Here is a 17,669-nt window from a genome sequence, read left to right as displayed (position 1 = left end):
ATCGGGGGGATGAAAAACATCCTCCCGTTTATGAAATCCGATCCTGTGGTGAATGTGGTGCGCCTGCAAGGCGCGATCACGACCACCGGGCGTGGTCTGGATGATCCCAGCCTCGCTGCAGTGCTGCAAAAAGCCTTTACCAAGGGCAGTCCCAAGGCCGTTGCCTTGCAGATCAACTGTCCAGGCGGCAGCCCCGTGCAGTCATCGTTGATCGCAGCACGGATCCGGCGGCTGTCGCAGGAAAAGAACGTTCCGGTCTATGCCTTTGTCGAGGACGTGGCCGCCTCTGGCGGTTACTGGCTGGCCTGCGCTGCGGATGAAATCTATGCCGATCAGGGCAGTATCGTGGGGTCCATCGGCGTGATTTCCGCAGGCTTTGGCCTGCATGACCTGATCGGGCGCTACGGCGTGGAACGTCGGGTGCATACGGCAGGGACGTCGAAATCCATGCTGGACCCGTTCCGCCCCGAAAAAGAAGAGGACGTCACCCGACTGAAAGGCTGGCTGGACGATCTGCACGGCATTTTCATCGACTACGTCAAATCCCGCCGCGAGGCGCATCTGGACGACGATCCGGCGATCTTTTCCGGCGAGGTCTGGATCGGGCAAAAGGCGGTGGACAAGGGTCTGGTCGACGGTCTGGGTCACCTGATCCCGGTGATGAAGGCTGAATTCGGCGACAAGACGCGGTTCCGCCGCTATGGCCCGAAAAAGTCGCTGTTTCAGCGTCTGGGCGCGCGGATCATCGGCGACGCAATCGGCACGGTCGAGGACCGCGCCGCATTCGCACGGTACGGTCTGTAGATGATCATCAAGGCGGTCGCCATCTTTCTGGTCGGCATGGTCGTGCTTGGCATTTTCGGCAAGCTGCGCTTTCCGGGGCAGCAACGGCTGGCGGACGCAAAATGTAAAAACTGCGGTCGCTACCGCATCGGCAAGGGGCCTTGCCCCTGTGAAAAAGGGCATCCCTGATGGAATGGATTCTTGTCGTCGTGGGTCTGGTCATTCTGCTGTTTGCAGGTGACGCCTTGGTCAAGGGCGCGGTCAACCTGTCGCTGCGGCTGGGTGTGCCCGCGCTGATCGTGTCGTTGACCATCGTGGCGTTCGGCACATCCGCGCCAGAGCTGCTGATTTCCGTGAAATCCGTGATCGACGGTGTGCCGGGGCTGGCGCTGGGCAATGTCGTGGGGTCGAACACCGCCAACATCCTGCTGGTTCTGGGCGTGCCTGCGTTGCTGGCAACGATGCACACTGCGGAACATGACACGCGGTCCAGCTACGTGCAGATGCTGGTCGCCTCTGCCTTGTTTATCGCGTTGTGCTTTCTGGGTGTGCTGACCTGGATTTCGGGTGTGATCCTGCTGGCCGGCCTCGCGCTGATGCTGGGCTGGTCGTTCCAGCAGGCGCGTCGCGCGCGTGCAGCAGACGCCGCTGCCGCGGCATTGGACGATACCGACGATCTGGAGGGTGCAGACCCAGAGATGAGTGGGACATTGATTGCGGTGTTCCTAATCGCCGGCCTGATCGGTCTGCCGGTCGGTGCTGAAATGCTGATCCGGGGTGCCACCACGATCGCGAAGGATTTCGGCCTGTCGGACAGTGTGATCGGCCTGACACTCGTGGCGCTTGGCACGTCGTTGCCCGAACTGGCGACGACCGTCATGGCGGCCCTGCGCCGCCAGGCCGATGTGGCCCTGGGCAACGTGATCGGGTCAAACATGTTCAACCTGCTCGCGATCATTGGCATTGCGACGCTGTTCGGACCGATCCCCGTGGATGCCCAATTCCTGCGATTCGATCTGTGGGTCATGGCTGGTGCGTCCTTGCTGCTGATCCCGTTCGTCTTCATGCGGATGAACATCACCCGGATCTGGGGCGTGGCGCTGACGCTGGGCTATATCGTCTATGTCTGGTCGCTGCTGTGACCCGTGCGTTGGTGACAGGCGGTGGCGCGCGGCTGGGACGTGCGATGGTGCTGGGGCTGGCTGCTCGGGGTTATGACGTGGCTATCCACTACAATACCTCGGCGGATGCCGCGCAAGAGGTGGCGGACATGGTCCGCGCCATGGGCCGGCAGGCGGTCTGCGTGAGGGCCGATCTGCTGGACGACGGGCCGACCGCGGCGTTGATCCCTGATGCCGCCCGCGCATTGGGCGGGCCGCTGACGGTGTTGATCAACAATGCCTCCATCTTTGAGGGTGACGATTTTGAAACCGCCACGCGCGAGAGTTGGGACCGGCACATGGGCAGCAATCTGCGCGCGCCGTTCGTCCTGACTCAAGGGTTTGCAGCCCAGGTTGCGGAACCGCGATCAGACGACCGGGGCGAGCCGCTGGCGCAAGGTCTGATCGTGAACATGGTCGACCAACGCGTGCTGAAACTGACGCCCCAGTTCACGACCTACACGCTGGCCAAGGCGGCATTGTGGACCCTGACCCAGACTAGCGCACAGGCGCTGGCCCCTCGCGTCCGGGTCAACGCAATCGCACCCGGACCGACGTTGCAGGGCGCACGGCAATCTGCGTCGGATTTTGCGCAGCAGCGCGCCGCCACGGTGCTGTCGCGTGGCGCAAGTCCGCAAGAGATCGTCGCAGCGCTGGGTTACCTGCTGGACGCACGCGCCGTCACGGGGCAGTTGATGACCGTGGACGGCGGTCAGCATCTGGGGTGGGAAACGCCCGATGCGATGGTGTCAGAGTAGCCTGACACTTGAGTTGTGCACCTTGGTTTGCAGCCTTCCGTGGCGTTAGTAAATTCTGTTTAACAACAGCAGTTTACAAATTTGTAATAAAAAATATATTTAATTTCAGGGCTTTAAGTGGATGCCTCAAAATAAGGCAGGTTGCTGAAGTAGACGTAATCGTTAACTTTTTCCCACCTCACAGGCTTTTGCCCACGGAGTTATCCACAGAAACGGTGGATGCCTTTCATCTTGCGATGGCGCGGTTATCGTTACACGGCGGCTTCGAATCGCAGACCATCTGACGGACCCCGGAATGACCGACGCCAAGACCAAACCTGCCAAGACCGGCTATGATCTTATCGCATCCTATCTGCGCACGCTGGACTCCTCGCCCGGCGTTTACCGCATGCTGGATGACGAAAGCCGTGTTCTTTATGTCGGCAAGGCGCGCAATCTCAAGGCGCGGGTCAGCAATTATTCCCGGCCGTCGCCGCAGCATTCACGCCGGATCGCGCGGATGATTCAGGAAACGTCGTCAATGATGTTCCTCACGACCAAGACGGAGACCGAGGCGCTGCTGCTGGAGCAGAACCTGATCAAGCAGCTCAAGCCGCGCTACAACGTGCTGCTGCGTGACGACAAATCCTTTCCCAACATTCTGGTCACGACAGGCCACACCTATCCGCAGATCAAGAAACATCGCGGGGCGAAAAAGGAAAAGGGCGACTACTATGGACCCTTTGCGGGTGCTGGTGCCGTGAACCGCACGCTGAACCAGTTGCAGCGCGTGTTCCTGCTGCGCAACTGCACGGATCAGGATTTCGAGACGCGCACGCGGCCCTGCCTGCAATACCAGATCAAACGGTGCAGCGGTCCTTGTGTCGGGCATATCAGCGCTGAGGACTACGCACGATCGGTGAAGGACGCGCAGGCATTTCTGCAAGGCCGGACCAAGGGGATTCAGGAAAAACTGGCCGCGGACATGAACGCCGCATCCGAGGCGATGGAATTCGAACGCGCAGCCGCCATGCGCGACCGGATCAAGGCGTTGACACAGGTGCAATCGACCCAAGGCATCAATCCCAAGAATGTCGAAGAAGCTGATGTCATGGGCCTGCATCTCGACGGCGGGCAGGCTTGCGTGCAGGTGTTTTTTATCCGGGCCGGTCAGAACTGGGGCAATCACGACTATTACCCCCGGATCAGCGGCGACGAGGACCCGTCAGAGGTGATCGAGGCCTTTGTCGGGCAATTCTATTCCGACCGCGACCCGCCCCGCGCGCTGATCCTGAGCCACGGTCTGGATAACGACGATCTGATGGTGCAGGCGTTGTCCGACCGCCTGGGCCGCAAGGTCGAGATCATCGTGCCGCAGCGCGGTGAAAAGGCCGACCTTGTTCAGGGTGCGCTGCGCAACGCCCGCGAAAGCCTGGCCCGCAAGATGAGCGAGACGGCGACACAAGGTCGGTTGTTGAAAGGCGTGGCCGAAGCATTCGATTTGCCAAAGGTGCCGCAGCGGGTCGAAGTCTATGACAACTCTCACATCCAGGGGGCGCATGCGGTGGGTGCGATGGTCGTTGTCGGACCCGAGGGGTTCGAGAAAAACCAATATCGCAAATTCAACATTCGCGGCGATGACCTGACGCCGGGTGACGATTTCGGCATGATGAAAGAGGTGCTGACCCGCCGGTTCCAGCGTCTGCTGAAAGAGGATCCCGACCGGCAAGCAGGCAGTTGGCCCGACCTGTTGCTGATCGATGGCGGGGCAGGGCAGGTCAGCGCCGTGCGCGAGATCATGGAAGAGCTGGGAGTCGGTGACGTGCCGATGGTCGGGGTCGCCAAGGGCATCGACCGCGATGCGGGCAAGGAAGAATTCCACCGCACCGGGAAATCGGTCATGGCGCTGCGCCATAACGACCCGGTTCTTTATTTCATCCAGCGGATGCGCGACGAGGTGCACCGTTTCGCCATCGGCACGCACCGCGCGAAACGGTCCAAGGCGATCGGGGCCACGCCATTGGATGATGTGCCCGGTGTCGGGGCCGGGCGCAAACGTGCGCTGCTGGCGCATTTCGGGTCGGCCAAGGCGGTGGCGCGCGCCAATGTTGCCGATTTGCAGGCGGTGGACGGGATCAGTCAGAACATCGCCCAGACGATCTATGATTATTTTCACGAAAACGGGTGAGGGGGCGCTGCCCCCCGGCCTGCGGCCGTCCCCCGGGATATTTTGAAAACAGCGAAAGGTGAACTGTTGCCTGATCTGGCCTAACGGGGCCGGTGCAGCTATGACTACGCCATGACATTGAACCTGCCGAATATCCTGACGATTTTGCGCCTGCTGGCCGCGCCTGCGGTGGCGGTCATGTTCTTGTATTTCAATCGGCCTTGGGCGGACTGGTTTGCGCTGATTTTGTTCAGTGGTGCGGCGCTGACGGATTTCCTGGACGGCTATCTGGCGCGGGCCTGGGGGCAGGAAACCAAGCTGGGTGCGATGCTGGATCCGATTGCGGACAAGGCGATGGTGGTTATCGCGCTACTGGTCATCACCGGGTTTTCCGGCATGAATCCGTGGATCCTGTTGCCCGCCACGCTGATCATTTTCCGTGAAGTGTTCGTGTCTGGCCTGCGTGAATTTTTGGGGGATACCGCCGGAACGCTCAAGGTGACCCAGATGGCAAAATGGAAAACCACGGCACAGATGATCGCGATTGCGCTGCTCTTCGCAACGGGTGCGTTTGAGCACTACCTCGGGATGCAGACCTTTGGCATGGATGCCCAGACCCGCGACGCAATACTGACGGGCAATCTGCCGGACGAGCTGGGCTTGGTCTGGAAATACTGGGGCATGATGCTGTCATGGTATGCGGGCATCACGGGATTGTGGATCGCGGCACTGCTGACATTGCTGACGGGATGGGATTATTTCCGCAAGGCATTGCCCTATCTCAAGGATAGCTGACATGGATATTATGTATTTTGCATGGGTGCGCGAACGCATCGGCCTGCCACGCGAGACGATCCAGACTGAGGCCGCGACCGTGGCCGATCTGGTGGCGGAACTCTGCGCCCGCGAAGACCGGTATGCGGTGGCCTTTGCCGATATCACGGCGCTGCGGGTGGCGCTGGATCAGGAGCTGACCGATTTTGATGCGCCTCTGGCAGGCGTGCGCGAGGTCGCTTTCTTTCCGCCGATGACGGGGGGCTGATGGCAGTCCGCATTCAAGAGGCGGCATTCGGTGCCGGTGCCGAACTGGACCGGTTCACGGCCGATGCGCCCGGTGCGGGGGCCGTGGTCAGTTTCACGGGCGTGGTACGCGATGTGGACGGTGGTCTGCGGCACATGTTGATCGAACACTATCCCGGCATGACGGAACGCGCGATCACCGCACTGGTGTCCGAGGCCGTGACCCGCTGGAACCTGAACGATGCGCTGGTGATACACCGGTTCGGTCAATTGGCCCCCGGCGATCCGATCATGATGGTTGCGACAGCCTCTGCACATCGCGCCGATGCCTTTGCCGCAGCCGATTTTCTGATGGATTACCTGAAATCCCGCGCGCCGTTCTGGAAAAAGGAAGTGACCGCCGACGGTGCGGATTGGGTCGCCGCCAAGGATGCCGACGAGGACGCGCTTAGCCGTTGGTAAGTGCTGCGTGACGATGGCAATCGACGATGTGATCGTTGACTAACCCGCACGCCTGCATGAACGCATAGACGATCGTCGGCCCGCAAAACGTGAAACCCGCCTTTTTCAGGTCCTTCGAGACCTGTTGCGACAGCGGCGTCTGCGCAGGCACGTCGGCCATGGTCGCACGATAGGTTTGCAGCGGCTTGCCATCGACATAGGACCACAGGAAATTGCTGAAACCCTGATCCGCCTCGATTTTCTGGTAGGCGCGGGCGTTCTTGATCGCCCCCTCGATCTTGCCGCGGTGGCGCACGATGCCAGGATCGGCCAGCAGCCGCGCGACCTCTGCATCGCCCCAAGTGGCGATGATGTCAGGATCGAACCCGGCAAAGGCGGTGCGAAAATTGTCGCGCTTTTTCAGGATGGTGATCCAGGACAGCCCGGCCTGAAATCCGTCCAGGATCAGCTTTTCGAACAGGGCGCGGCTGTCGTAGTCCGGCACCCCCCATTCGGTGTCATGGTAGGCCTGATAGACAGGGTCATGCCCGGCCCAGTCGCAGCGTCGTAGGGTCATTTTGCAGTCCTCGGGTCGCATTAACGCGATCTTAGCCCGTGGTGCGTCAGGATGACATCACCTAAACCGGACAACGCGGCCATGCTTGCCATCATCGACGCCAACGGGGGCGTACCTGAATTTTCGGATCCGCTTGTCGCGGCTTTTGCCAGTCGTGACGCGGACATCCAGACTCTCGTGTCCGAGGCGCTGGATGCGGGCCGTGCGCGACTGGCGTTTCAGCCTGTGGTCTCGGCGACGACAGATCGCAGGGTCTGCTTTTACGAGGGGCTTATCCGTTTGCTGGATGATGGTGGGCGTGTCTTGCCAGCGAAGCAATTCATGCCGCAGGTGGCCGATACCGACGCCGGGCGGCGCATCGACACGCTGGCGCTGAAACTGGCGCTGCGATTGCTGTCAGAAAACCCGCATGTGCGTCTGTCCATCAATGTCTCGGCCCGGTCGCTGGCAGATTGGCGCTGGCGCAGCACGATGGCCGATGCGCTGGCGGCCCGGGGCAATCTGGATGACCGACTGATTCTGGAAATCAGCGAACAATCCGCGATGCTGCTGCACGAGGTGGTGATCAGGTTCATGATCGAAATGCAGCCGCGCGGCGTCTGTTTTGCACTGGATGGGTTTGGTGGCGGGCTGACATCATTTCTGCATCTGCGGGATTTCTGTTTCGATCTGGCCAAGGTGCACAAGGGATTTACCGCGCAGTTGGCGCAGCATCCCGAAAATCAGGTTCTGGTCGAGGCGCTGACCACGGTCGCCCGTCAATTCGAGATGTTTGTCGTGGCAGAGGGGGTGGAATCGGAACGTGACGCGCAGATCCTGACCCGGATCGGTGTGGATTGCCTGCAGGGGTATCATACCGGCGTGCCCAATTTCCGTCTGGTGTGACCTCTTTTGGTTTGCCTCTGGTTTGTTGTCGCCATACCGTTCAGCGGAAATGCGCGCGCGCGTGGTGCGCGGGCAGTCCAGTGAAAGAGGTATGAAATGACCAATGTTGTGATCGCATCCGCAGGGCGGACCGCCGTCGGCAGCTTTAACGGGGCGTTTGCCAATGTCCCAGCCCATGATCTGGGAACTGCGATGCTGGAAGGGATCGTCGCGCGCGCCGGTATCGACAAATCGGAGGTGTCTGAGACGATCCTGGGGCAGGTGTTGACCGCGGCGCAGGGACAGAACCCCGCGCGTCAGGCCCATGTCAACGCCGGGTTGCCGATCGAATCCTCGGCGTGGAGCATCAATCAGGTCTGCGGGTCCGGTTTGCGTGCCGTGATGTTGGGCGCGCAGCACATTCAGCTGGGTGATGCGCATATCGTGGCAGCGGGTGGTCAGGAAAACATGTCATTGTCCCCCCATGCGGCCCATCTGCGCGCCGGCTACAAGATGGGCGATGCGAAATTCGTGGACACCATGATCCGTGACGGTCTGTGGGACGCGTTCAATAACTATCACATGGGTCAGACGGCTGAAAACGTTGCTGAAAAGTACGAGATCACCCGCGACGCCCAGGACGCCTTTGCTGCGGCTTCCCAGAACAAGGCCGAGGCCGCGCAGAAGGCCGGCAAGTTCAAGGACGAAATCCTTCCGTTCACCGTCAAGACCCGTAAGGGCGACACGATCGTCGAAGAGGATGAATACATCCGCCACGGCGCGTCGGTCGAGGGGATGCAGAAACTGCGCCCTGCGTTTACCAAGGACGGGACAGTGACGGCCGGCAATGCGTCAGGCCTGAATGACGGTGCGGCCGGTGTGATCCTCATGACCGATGCCGAGGCTGAAAAGCGGGGCATCACACCGCTTGCGCGGATCGTATCCTATGCGACCGCCGGTCTGGATCCCTCGATCATGGGCGTGGGCCCGATCCACGCGAGCCGCAAGGCGCTGGACAAGGCCGGATGGAAAGCGTCGGACCTTGACCTCGTCGAGGCGAACGAGGCGTTTGCCGCCCAGGCATGCGCGGTCAACAAGGAAATGGGCTGGGACCCCGAAATCGTGAACGTCAACGGCGGTGCCATCGCGATCGGTCACCCGATCGGGGCATCTGGCGCGCGTATTCTCAACACCTTGCTGTTCGAAATGCAGCGTCGCGGTGCCAAAAAAGGCCTTGCCACGCTGTGCATCGGCGGCGGCATGGGTGTCGCGCTTTGCGTCGAACGTCCCTGACGGCGGATCGGGGCACGACCCCGATTGAATTGAACGTTATCCGGCCGTCAGTCCTCTGGCGGCCGGATTTCGTTCGCAGGTGCAGCAAAAACCTAAATTTCCCATGTACTTGCCCATAAGGTGATAGACCTGATGGGCTGAACCACTACGATAGGTGCGGAGATCGACTCAAGGGAGGAAGAAACATGGCGAGAGTAGCACTCGTGACTGGTGGCACGCGTGGCATTGGGGGGGCGATCAGTCACGCCCTCAAGGCGGCGGGATACACGGTCGTCGCGACCTATGCGGGCAACGACGAAAAGGCAAAGGCCTTTACCGATGAAACCGGGATCAAGACCTATAAATGGGACGTGGGCAGCTATGACGCCTGCGCTGCCGGCCTGCAAAAGGTCGCCGACGAGGTCGGTCCCATCGAAGTGTTGGTCAACAATGCTGGTATCACCCGCGACGCGCCATTTCACAAGATGACGCCAGACCAGTGGAATGAGGTGATCGGCACCAACCTGACCGGCGTGTTCAACATGACCCACCCTGTCTGGCCGGGCATGCGCGAACGCAAGTTCGGTCGCATCATCACCATCTCGTCGATCAACGGCCAGAAGGGGCAGTTTGCACAGGCAAACTATGCCGCGGCCAAGGCCGGCGACATCGGTTTCACAAAGGCGCTGGCACAGGAAGGCGCGCGCGCTGGTATCACAGTGAACGTCGTCGCACCGGGCTACATCAACACCGACATGATGAGCACGATCCCCGAAAAGGTCATGGACAGCATCGTTGGTGCAATTCCCGTGGGTCGGTTGGGTGAAGCCGAAGAGATCGCCCGTGCGGTCGTGTTCCTGGCCTCTGATGACGCGGGGTTCATCACCGGGTCGACGATTACGGCCAACGGCGGCCAATACATGACCTGACGCTTTCTCAGGCGCACCGCATATGCCAAGAGAGCCGGGGGACAGACCCCCGGCTCTTTTGCATTTGGTTTCATGACACGTCGCACTGCCACCTTGACCGGTTTCGTCGCCGTCCTGCTTTGGGCACTTTTGGCGTTGTTTACGGTTGCGACCGATCCGGTCCCGCCGTTCCAGCTGACCGCACTGACCTTTGGCATCGGGGCCGGTGTCGGGCTGGTCTGGGGCTGGGGCAGCGGCACCTTGAGCCAGTTGTCCCGGGTGCCTCCGCGCATCTATGTTTTTGGCACCGTGGGATTGTTCGGCTATCACGCGCTGTATTTTTCTGCCTTGCGGCTGGCCCCACCAGCAGAAGCAGGGCTGATCGCCTACCTGTGGCCGCTGCTGATCGTTCTGTTTTCTGGTCTTCTGCCGGGCGAGGTGCTGCGTCGGGGTCATATCGTCGGGGCGATATTGGGATTCGCCGGGGCCGCGCTGATCATCGGGGCAGGGCGCGGCACACCGGGTAGCGGGGCGTTTGTCGGTTACGGTCTGGCGCTGCTTTGCGCGTTGTTCTGGTCTGGCTATTCGGTTCTGTCACGCAGGTTCGGTGATGTGCCGACGGTCAGTGTCACCGTTTTTTGCGCAGCGACTGCGGTGTTGTCGGGGGGCGTGCACCTGCTGGCGGAAAGCTGGGTCACACCAACGATCAGCGGCTGGCTGGCGATCGCAGGGCTGGGGCTGGGGCCTGTCGGGGTCGCGTTTTTTGTCTGGGATGTCGGGATGAAACGCGGCGATATTCAAGTTTTGGGTGCTGCGTCCTATGCAGCACCGCTGTTGTCGACAGTTGCCCTGGTTGTTGCGGGCTTGTCGCCCGCGACATGGACACTGGCGGGCGCGACCGCCCTGATCATGGCCGGGGCGGCGCTGGCAGCACGGGCCAGCGCCGCGCGAGGTTAGGCCGAAAGGCGGGAAATTTCCTCTTTCAACATCAGTTTTTCTTTTTTCAGGCGGGCGATTTCCAAGTCATCCGAACCGGCACTGCGCTGCAACTGTTCGACACTGTCCGACAGGGTTTGGTGCTTCTTCTTCAACTCTGCAATGTGGGAAGTGAGGCTCATGATCCGCTCCTTTGGTTGATTTAGAACAATGTCAGTTCAGCACAGCGTCATCGATTTGTCATCTGTTTCGTGAGATGCGTTGCGTAGGACCAGCCTGCTGCGCAATTCTTGCCAAATTATTAATCCTGCATCGGCAATTTTGTGCCGTCCCGCAGGATTGCAGCGATCTGCGGGGTGTAATCCGGGCGATCGTCGTTATGTATCGCGCCGGCATGCAGGACGAGAGGTGCCGCCAGTGCAAGCGGCGCACGACCACCGTGACGGGCCTGAACGATGACCAGATTGGGGGCGCGACCAGCCCGTGCTGACAGCGGCCTGACCTGCATGGATCCCAACCGTCCGAACAGTGTCGACAGGATCAGGTCCAACTGCCCGGCAGGATGGATCACCGTTAACGTGCCCTTGGGTCTGACCCTGCGGATACCGCAGTCCAGCCAGGCGGACAGTCCGACGGGGCCACCGCGCCCCAGATCCCGCCCCGGATCGGCAGCGGCCGCGCCCGCACCACGATCGAAATAGGGCGGATTCATGATCACATGATCATAGGTTTGCTGGCGCACGGCATCCGGCAGGTCTGTCAGATCGGCTGTATGCACCACGGCATCTGCGTTGTTGTCAGCGGCGTTCAGACGCGCGAGCGCCGCATAGTCCGCCTGCACCTCGACCCCCGTCAGCGAAAGGTCCGGTACACGCGCATGCAGGCACAGCATCGCCGTCCCCACGCCGCATCCCACGTCCAGAATGCGCTGACCCGGTGTGGCGGGAACACTGGCGGCCAGTAGCACGGGGTCGACCCCTGCGCGGTATCCTTGCCGAGGCTGACGCAGCGTCAGACGCCCCCCGAGAAAGGCATCGTGGGTCACGCCAGTGTCGGCGTCGGTCATGGCGATGTGTGGATCTCTGCGTCACGCATGACGGCGCGTGCCATGAACAGATCCCGGTCGGCGACCATGACCCGCTGTGGCAAGATGCCCAAGCTGCCGTCCAGCACGCTCATGTTTACGTCGAAGGTGAAACAGGGTATCTCCTCGACCTTGAGCAGGGCCGTGGCGAGGGCGATGACCGTGGGGTCGTTTGTGCGCAGCAGTTCCTTCATGACGCCACCATAGCCGCATCTGCGCCACCCACAACACGGGAACACGACATGAGCCTCGACCACGCCGCCACCAAGCCGCACGAACGCCTGGCGCAGGCCCTGTCCGCGGACCTCTCTGCGGTGAACGACATGATCGCGGCGCGCATGGCGTCGGAAAACGCCCCCCGCATCCCCGAGGTGACCGCCCATCTGATCGGTGCAGGTGGCAAGCGTTTGCGCCCCATGCTGACGCTGGCTGCGGCCAATCTGTGTGGCTATGCGGGACCCTATCACGTGCACTTGGCGACGACGGTGGAATTCATCCACACCGCCACGCTGCTGCACGACGACGTCGTGGACGAAAGCGACAAGCGCCGCGGCAAACCGACCGCCAACCTGCTGTGGGACAATTCCAGCTCGGTTCTGGTCGGGGATTATCTGTTCGCCCGCAGTTTCCAGCTGATGACGGAAACCGGCAACATGGACGTGCTGCGCATCCTGTCGAACGCCGCCGCGACCATCGCCGAAGGCGAGGTGCTGCAATTGACCGCCGCCCGGAACATTGCCACGACCGAGGACACATACCTCAAGGTGGTGCGCGGCAAGACGGCAGCGCTGTTTTCCGCCGCGACCGAGGTTGGTGGTGTGATCGCGGATGCGCCCGTGGATCAGGTAAAGGCCTTGTTCGATTATGGCGACGCGCTGGGCATTGCGTTCCAGATTGTTGACGACCTGCTGGACTGGCAGGGCGGGGCGGGCATCGGCAAGAACGTGGGCGATGACTTCCGCGAGGGCAAGCTGACCATGCCGGTGATCCGCGCGATTGCGGCAGGCGATACGAACGAACGCGTGTTCTGGACCCGCACGCTGGAAAAGCGCGTGCAAGAAGACGGCGATCTGGCACAGGCCCAGGACATCCTTGCGCGGCATGGTACGCTGGATAGCACAAAAGAGACTGCAATCGCATGGGCCGCGCGTGCGAAATCGGCGCTGGACCCGATCCCCGATCACGAGATCAAGGGAATGCTGGTCGATCTGGCCGACTACGTGGTGGAACGGCTAGTCTGAAACACCCCGCCCGGCGCGACCCACCAGCGCGGATGCCGTAGCTGCATGGATTTCGCCGCCAGTTTCGCATCTGCCGTATGCGCGACAAGTCCCCAGCAGGTCGCACCCGATCCGGACATCCCCACGGCCTTGACCTGTGGCAGGCTGCGCAGATCCGTCAGCGCCTGCGTAATCGCGGGGGCCATGGCCTTTGCCGGTGGCAAAAGGTCATTGCGCTGCGTTTCCAGCCAGTCTGCGAAACCCGCGACATCCAACCCCTGTGGCACCGCGTCCATTGGCGCGAGGTCCGTCCGGTCCAGCGCGCCAAAGATTGCGGGCGTCGGCACATCGACATCAGGCCTGACCAGGACGAGCGCGCAATCCGGCAAGCGCGGGACGCTGGACAGATCCTCGCCGATCCCGCGCATCCGCATCGGGGCTGGCCCCGCCAGACAGACCGGCACGTCCGCGCCAAGGCCAAGGATGTCGTCGCGTGTCAGCCGGGCAAGGTCGACTTTCCAGAAATCAGCCAGCAGATGCAGCGCCAGCGCGGCATCGGCCGATCCACCGCCAATTCCGGCAGGATGCGGCAGGATCTTGTCCAGGGTCAGTGCAGCGCCACGTGTCGTGCCCGTTACCTGGGCCAAGAGGCGGGCCGCGCGCACCACAAGGTTGCGTTCGTCGGTCGGCACGCCGGGTTTGAACGGTCCGGTCACCGACAGGCGCAGGTCCGGTGCAGGACCAACCCGCAGGCGGTCGCCCAGATCGACGAACACGACAAGCGAATCCAGCAAATGATAGCCGTCATCGCGGCGTCCTGTCACATGCAGGGTCAGATTTATCTTGGCCGGGGCCAGTGCCGCGTTCGGTATCATTGGGTCGGATCGTCTGCCAGTGTGATGGGGGGTTGGCCTTCTGCAGCACGGACGGCATCCAGACCGTCCGCCAGTTTCGCCCTGATCCGCGCGGCCAGCGCCTCGTCCGGGTCAAAGGACAGGGCGCGCTGCCACTGAAACCGTGCCTCGCGTTTGCGGCCCACCGCCCAATAGGCATCACCCAGGTGATCGTTGACGATCGGATCGGTCGCTTCGAGCGCTGCGGCGGTTTCGAGTGGTGCGACGGCCTCTTCGTAGCGGCCAAGCGTGAAATAGACCCATCCCAGCGAATCGATGATGGCACCGCTGTCGGGCCGCCCCTCGACCGCGCGTTCGATCATGTCGAGCGCCTCGTCCAGTTTTTCGCCGCGTTCCACAAGGCTGTATCCCAGGTAGTTCAACACCTCGGGCCGGTTCGGTTCCAGTTCCAGTGCCGCGCGGAAATCGGCCTCGGCGGCAGGCCAGTCGTCGCTGTCGAACGACACGACGGCGCGCGAATAATAGACGATCCAGAGATTGGGGTCATCCTGCGGATACAGGTCGATGGCGCGGGTATAGGCGTCATGGGCTGCATCCAGTTGGTCATTGTCCCGCAGGACATCACCCAGCCGGGACTGCACAAAGGGCAGATCAGGATGCGCCCTTGCGAGGGCTTGTGCGACTTCGATCGCGGCCTCGTCCCGGTCGGACAACCGCAAACTGTCGATGCGGCCCAATTCGGCAGATGGATAGGCCGGATCGTCGGTGGGGACGGTGGCAAACGCCTCGCCTGCCAGATCGTAGCGGCGCATTTCCTGCAAGAGAGCTGCGGTCAGCATGGCCGCATCGACGTTGTCGGGGGCCATGAACTGCGCCATCCTGGCATATTGCAGGATATAGTCGTCGCGCGCCTCACCTGCGAGCAGGCTGCCGATCATGTACGCGACCTCGCCCAGACCCTCTGCGGCGCTGGTCACGACATCATAGGCCAGTGTTTCACCAGCGGCCAAACGGCCCTGCATGTCCACGATACCCGGATCCAGCGTCGCGCCGAACACGTCGGTCAGCGCGGCTGCGGCATCATCGTTTCGGTCCAGCTGGGACAAGATCTGCGCCTGCGCGATGGCCGCCCGGGGGCTGAATGCGCTGGTTCCGTCGCCAGGGTTTGCAAGAATGGCCAGCGCGCCTTCGTAATCGCCGACCGTCGCCAGTGCATAGGCCTTGTGCAGCAGGCCATAGCTGCGCATGCCGTCGGTGTCGGCCACCGCGTCAAAGGCAGTCAGCGCGTCCGTCATCTGCCCCGTGCCGACCAGCGCCCACGCCCGGGCGAGCGCGTCGAACAGCGGGCTGACACCCAGCGGGTCCGCGTCCAATATCGCATCCCAGTTGCCATTGACCGCGTTTACGCTGACCGTGATCGCAGCACCGACCTGGCTGCTGATACCTGCCTCGCGTAGACGATCCGCAAAAATGGCCGCGCGTTCGAAATCGCCCAGCGCGACATAGGACACCGCAGCACTTTCCAACAGGGCGACGTTCTGGGGATCCTCGACCAGGGCCTGTTCGTAAAATTCCGCGGCGGGCGCATAATCGCGCACACCGGCGGCGCTGCGTGCGGCCAGATAGGCACCCGGATCGACCTGTGCCTGCGCTGGCGGGCCGAACGACATGAGACCCACCACAAGGGCCGCGATAGAAATGCGTTTCGTCATGACACTCGCCTGCAAGAACGTTTGGACCTGCACCGTAGGCGCAGGTCCAATGGCGTGCAATCAATCACATGTCACGAGCGGTTGAACGTGCGGGTCACCGCCGCAATGATCACATGTTGGGATAGTTCGGTCCGTCGCCACCCTGCGGCACGGTCCAGACGATGTTCTGGCTGGGGTCCTTGATATCGCAGGTCTTGCAGTGGACGCAGTTCTGGAAATTGATCTGGAACTTGGTCTCGTCCCCTTCGCCCACGAATTCGTACACGCCGGCCGGGCAATATCGTGCGGATAGGCCTGCATATTTCGGCAGGTTCACCGCGACAGGGATCGACGGATCCTTGAGCTTGAGATGCGCGGGCTGGCTTTCTTCGTGATTGGTAAAGCTGAAGGCCACGTTCGTCAGGCGGTCAAACGACAGTTTGCCATCCGGTTTGGGGTAGTCGATGACCTTGTGCTGATCTGCGGGCTCCGTGGCCTCGGCATCGGATTTGCCGTGCGACAGCGTGCCGATGACCGAAATACCGGTCAGCGTGTTGGTCCACATGTCAAAACCACCCAGCGCAAGCGAGGTCGTCAGCCCGTAACGCGACCAAAGCGGTTTCACGTTGCGCACCTTTTTCAGGTCGATGCCGACGGGGCCGGTTTTCAGCACCTTGTCGTAGTCGGTCAGTGTGTCGCCGCTGCGTCCGGCCTGCATCGCCTCGATCGCGGCCTCGGCTGCGTGAATGCCTGACAGCATCGCGTTGTGGTTGCCCTTGATGCGGGGGACGTTCACCAGCCCTGCGGAACAGCCCAGCAGGCAGCCGCCGGGAAACGCCGTCTGAGGGATGGACTGGAATCCGCCCTCTGAAATCGCGCGCGCGCCATAGGCGACACGCTTGCCACCTTCCAGCAATTCCTTGACCATCGGGTGATGCTTGAACCGCTGAAATTCCATGTAGGGGAATGTGTGCGGGTTCTTGTAGCCCAGGTGCACGACGAAACCGACATACACCTGATTGTTGTCGAGGTGGTAGATGAACGATCCGCCACCGGCACCGGATTCGTTCAGCGGCCAGCCCATTGTGTGCACGACCGTGCCGGGCTTGTGTTTCTCTGGGTCGATTTCCCAGATTTCCTTCATGCCGAGACCGTATTTCTGCACGTCACTTTTGGCGTCGAGGTCGAATTTCTCGATCACCTGCTTGGACAGCGATCCGCGCACGCCTTCGGACAGGAACACGTATTTGCCCAGCAGTTCCATCCCCGGCTCGTAGCCCGGACCCTCGGTTCCGTCGGGGTTGCGCCCGAATTCACCGGCCACAACGCCCGCCACACGGCCGTCGTCGCCCCAGACCAGTTCGGAACAGGCCATGCCCGGGAAAATCTCGACGCCCAGTTCCTCGGCCTGTTCGGCCATCCAGCGGCAGACGTTGGCCATGCTGACGATGTAGTTGCCGTGGTTGTTCATCAGCGGTGGCATCAGCATGTTGGGCACGCGGATCTTGCCGCCCTCGCCCAGCATGTAGAAATGATCGTCGGTGACGGGGACATTCAACGGCGCGCCGCGGTCCTTCCAGTCAGGGATCAGGCGATCCAGGCCCGATGGATCCAGAACGGCACCAGACAGAATATGCGCGCCGACCTCGGACCCTTTTTCCAAGACGACGACGTTGCAATCGGGGTCCATCTGTTTCAGGCGAATGGCCGCCGACAGCCCGGCAGGGCCGGCGCCGACGATGACAACATCATATTCCATTGATTCGCGTTCAGCCATGATCCATCCTTTTGCATGTGCAGCAATAAAGTTGCGCGAAGGGTTACAGGACGCGCCGGGGCGTCGCAATCACAACGATGCGTCAAAGGCGCGGTTCCGCCGCGGCGTTTTGCCGGGCGCTTGACTTTACCACGCGCGAATACGCTATGAACGTGCGATGAATTCGCACAGGCCAAGA

At 61.6% G+C, this 17,669-nt stretch carries 20 protein-coding genes; 13 read left to right on the top strand and 7 right to left on the bottom strand.

Features of this window, described 5'->3' with window-relative positions; all coding sequences use genetic code 11:
- Positions 1-9: 9 nt before the first annotated feature.
- The 8 genes from LGQ03_RS06430 to LGQ03_RS06395 all read left to right on the top strand — a co-directional run bounded on the left by LGQ03_RS06430 (position 10) and on the right by LGQ03_RS06395 (position 6,329).
- Positions 10-804 (top strand): S49 family peptidase, encoded by a 795-nt coding sequence (locus tag LGQ03_RS06430; RefSeq protein ID WP_226747730.1) that lies wholly within the window; start codon positions 10-12, stop codon positions 802-804.
- Complete coding sequence (locus LGQ03_RS06425; RefSeq protein WP_056036429.1) at positions 805-972, top strand: hypothetical protein; 168 nt, start codon at positions 805-807, stop codon at positions 970-972.
- On the top strand, positions 969-1,925 hold the full coding sequence (locus LGQ03_RS06420; protein ID WP_226747751.1) for a calcium/sodium antiporter: 957 nt from the start codon (positions 969-971) through the stop codon (positions 1,923-1,925). Before LGQ03_RS06425 ends, LGQ03_RS06420 begins: the two co-directional genes overlap by 4 nt.
- Positions 1,922-2,701 (top strand): SDR family oxidoreductase, encoded by a 780-nt coding sequence (locus tag LGQ03_RS06415; RefSeq protein ID WP_226747729.1) that lies wholly within the window; start codon positions 1,922-1,924, stop codon positions 2,699-2,701. Before LGQ03_RS06420 ends, LGQ03_RS06415 begins: the two co-directional genes overlap by 4 nt.
- A gap of 295 nt (positions 2,702-2,996) precedes the next feature.
- A complete protein-coding gene (uvrC, locus tag LGQ03_RS06410; protein WP_226747728.1) occupies positions 2,997-4,868 on the top strand; it encodes an excinuclease ABC subunit UvrC in 1,872 nt (623 codons plus the stop codon).
- A 111-nt stretch (positions 4,869-4,979) separates the two neighbouring features.
- Entirely contained in the window at positions 4,980-5,642 is a 663-nt protein-coding gene (gene pgsA / locus LGQ03_RS06405; RefSeq protein WP_226747727.1) for a CDP-diacylglycerol--glycerol-3-phosphate 3-phosphatidyltransferase, read from the top strand.
- Position 5,643: 1 nt separating this feature from the next.
- Entirely contained in the window at positions 5,644-5,889 is a 246-nt protein-coding gene (gene moaD / locus LGQ03_RS06400; RefSeq protein ID WP_226747726.1) for a molybdopterin converting factor subunit 1, read from the top strand.
- The gene (locus tag LGQ03_RS06395; RefSeq protein ID WP_226747725.1) at positions 5,889-6,329 is read left to right on the top strand and encodes a molybdenum cofactor biosynthesis protein MoaE; all 441 of its coding nucleotides are present in this window, start codon (positions 5,889-5,891) and stop codon (positions 6,327-6,329) included. Before moaD ends, LGQ03_RS06395 begins: the two co-directional genes overlap by 1 nt.
- Here LGQ03_RS06395 and LGQ03_RS06390 read toward each other — a convergent pair.
- Positions 6,316-6,885, bottom strand: a complete 570-nt coding sequence (locus tag LGQ03_RS06390) for a DNA-3-methyladenine glycosylase I (protein WP_226747724.1) — start codon at positions 6,883-6,885, stop codon at positions 6,316-6,318. The genes LGQ03_RS06395 and LGQ03_RS06390 overlap by 14 nt on opposite strands.
- Positions 6,886-6,936: 51 nt before the next feature.
- Between LGQ03_RS06390 and LGQ03_RS06385 the strand changes: the two genes are divergently transcribed.
- The 4 genes from LGQ03_RS06385 to yddG all read left to right on the top strand — a co-directional run bounded on the left by LGQ03_RS06385 (position 6,937) and on the right by yddG (position 10,886).
- Positions 6,937-7,770: an EAL domain-containing protein gene (locus LGQ03_RS06385; RefSeq protein ID WP_226747723.1), complete on the top strand. Its 834-nt coding sequence runs from the start codon at positions 6,937-6,939 to the stop codon at positions 7,768-7,770.
- 96 nt (positions 7,771-7,866) lie between these two features.
- On the top strand, positions 7,867-9,042 hold the full coding sequence (locus LGQ03_RS06380) for an acetyl-CoA C-acetyltransferase (protein ID WP_226747722.1): 1,176 nt from the start codon (positions 7,867-7,869) through the stop codon (positions 9,040-9,042).
- Positions 9,043-9,227: 185 nt separating this feature from the next.
- Positions 9,228-9,950: an acetoacetyl-CoA reductase gene (phbB, locus tag LGQ03_RS06375; RefSeq protein ID WP_226747721.1), complete on the top strand. Its 723-nt coding sequence runs from the start codon at positions 9,228-9,230 to the stop codon at positions 9,948-9,950.
- Between the two features lie 72 nt (positions 9,951-10,022).
- Positions 10,023-10,886, top strand: coding sequence for an aromatic amino acid exporter YddG (gene yddG / locus LGQ03_RS06370; protein WP_226747720.1), 864 nt, complete (start codon positions 10,023-10,025; stop codon positions 10,884-10,886).
- Here yddG and LGQ03_RS06365 read toward each other — a convergent pair.
- The 3 genes from LGQ03_RS06365 to LGQ03_RS06355 form a co-directional block, all read right to left on the bottom strand.
- Positions 10,883-11,047, bottom strand: a complete 165-nt coding sequence (locus LGQ03_RS06365) for a YdcH family protein (RefSeq protein ID WP_083484400.1) — start codon at positions 11,045-11,047, stop codon at positions 10,883-10,885. The genes yddG and LGQ03_RS06365 overlap by 4 nt on opposite strands.
- A gap of 119 nt (positions 11,048-11,166) precedes the next feature.
- A complete protein-coding gene (locus tag LGQ03_RS06360) occupies positions 11,167-11,931 on the bottom strand; it encodes a tRNA1(Val) (adenine(37)-N6)-methyltransferase (RefSeq protein ID WP_226747719.1) in 765 nt (254 codons plus the stop codon).
- A complete protein-coding gene (locus LGQ03_RS06355; protein ID WP_090160800.1) occupies positions 11,928-12,143 on the bottom strand; it encodes a putative signal transducing protein in 216 nt (71 codons plus the stop codon). Before LGQ03_RS06355 ends, LGQ03_RS06360 begins: the two co-directional genes overlap by 4 nt.
- Before the next feature lie 48 nt (positions 12,144-12,191).
- Between LGQ03_RS06355 and LGQ03_RS06350 the strand changes: the two genes are divergently transcribed.
- Positions 12,192-13,190 carry a polyprenyl synthetase family protein gene (locus LGQ03_RS06350; protein ID WP_090160802.1) on the top strand — a complete coding sequence of 333 codons (999 nt, stop codon included), beginning with the start codon at positions 12,192-12,194 and terminating at the stop codon, positions 13,188-13,190.
- On the opposite strand, the gene LGQ03_RS06345 is transcribed toward LGQ03_RS06350, so the two are convergent.
- The 3 genes from LGQ03_RS06345 to LGQ03_RS06335 form a co-directional block, all read right to left on the bottom strand.
- Positions 13,166-14,044, bottom strand: a complete 879-nt coding sequence (locus LGQ03_RS06345) for a 4-(cytidine 5'-diphospho)-2-C-methyl-D-erythritol kinase (RefSeq protein WP_226747718.1) — start codon at positions 14,042-14,044, stop codon at positions 13,166-13,168. The two genes, LGQ03_RS06350 and LGQ03_RS06345, sit on opposite strands and share 25 nt — an antisense overlap.
- Complete coding sequence (locus tag LGQ03_RS06340; protein ID WP_226747717.1) at positions 14,041-15,735, bottom strand: tetratricopeptide repeat protein; 1,695 nt, start codon at positions 15,733-15,735, stop codon at positions 14,041-14,043. Before LGQ03_RS06340 ends, LGQ03_RS06345 begins: the two co-directional genes overlap by 4 nt.
- A gap of 109 nt (positions 15,736-15,844) precedes the next feature.
- Positions 15,845-17,491 (bottom strand): electron transfer flavoprotein-ubiquinone oxidoreductase, encoded by a 1,647-nt coding sequence (locus LGQ03_RS06335; RefSeq protein WP_226747716.1) that lies wholly within the window; start codon positions 17,489-17,491, stop codon positions 15,845-15,847.
- Positions 17,492-17,669: the final 178 nt, after the last annotated feature.

Origin of the sequence: Loktanella gaetbuli (assembly GCF_020531945.1) — a bacterium.
In the GTDB taxonomy this organism is placed as follows: domain Bacteria; phylum Pseudomonadota; class Alphaproteobacteria; order Rhodobacterales; family Rhodobacteraceae; genus Loktanella; species Loktanella gaetbuli.
This window is presented reverse-complemented; position numbering and strand designations above follow the sequence as displayed.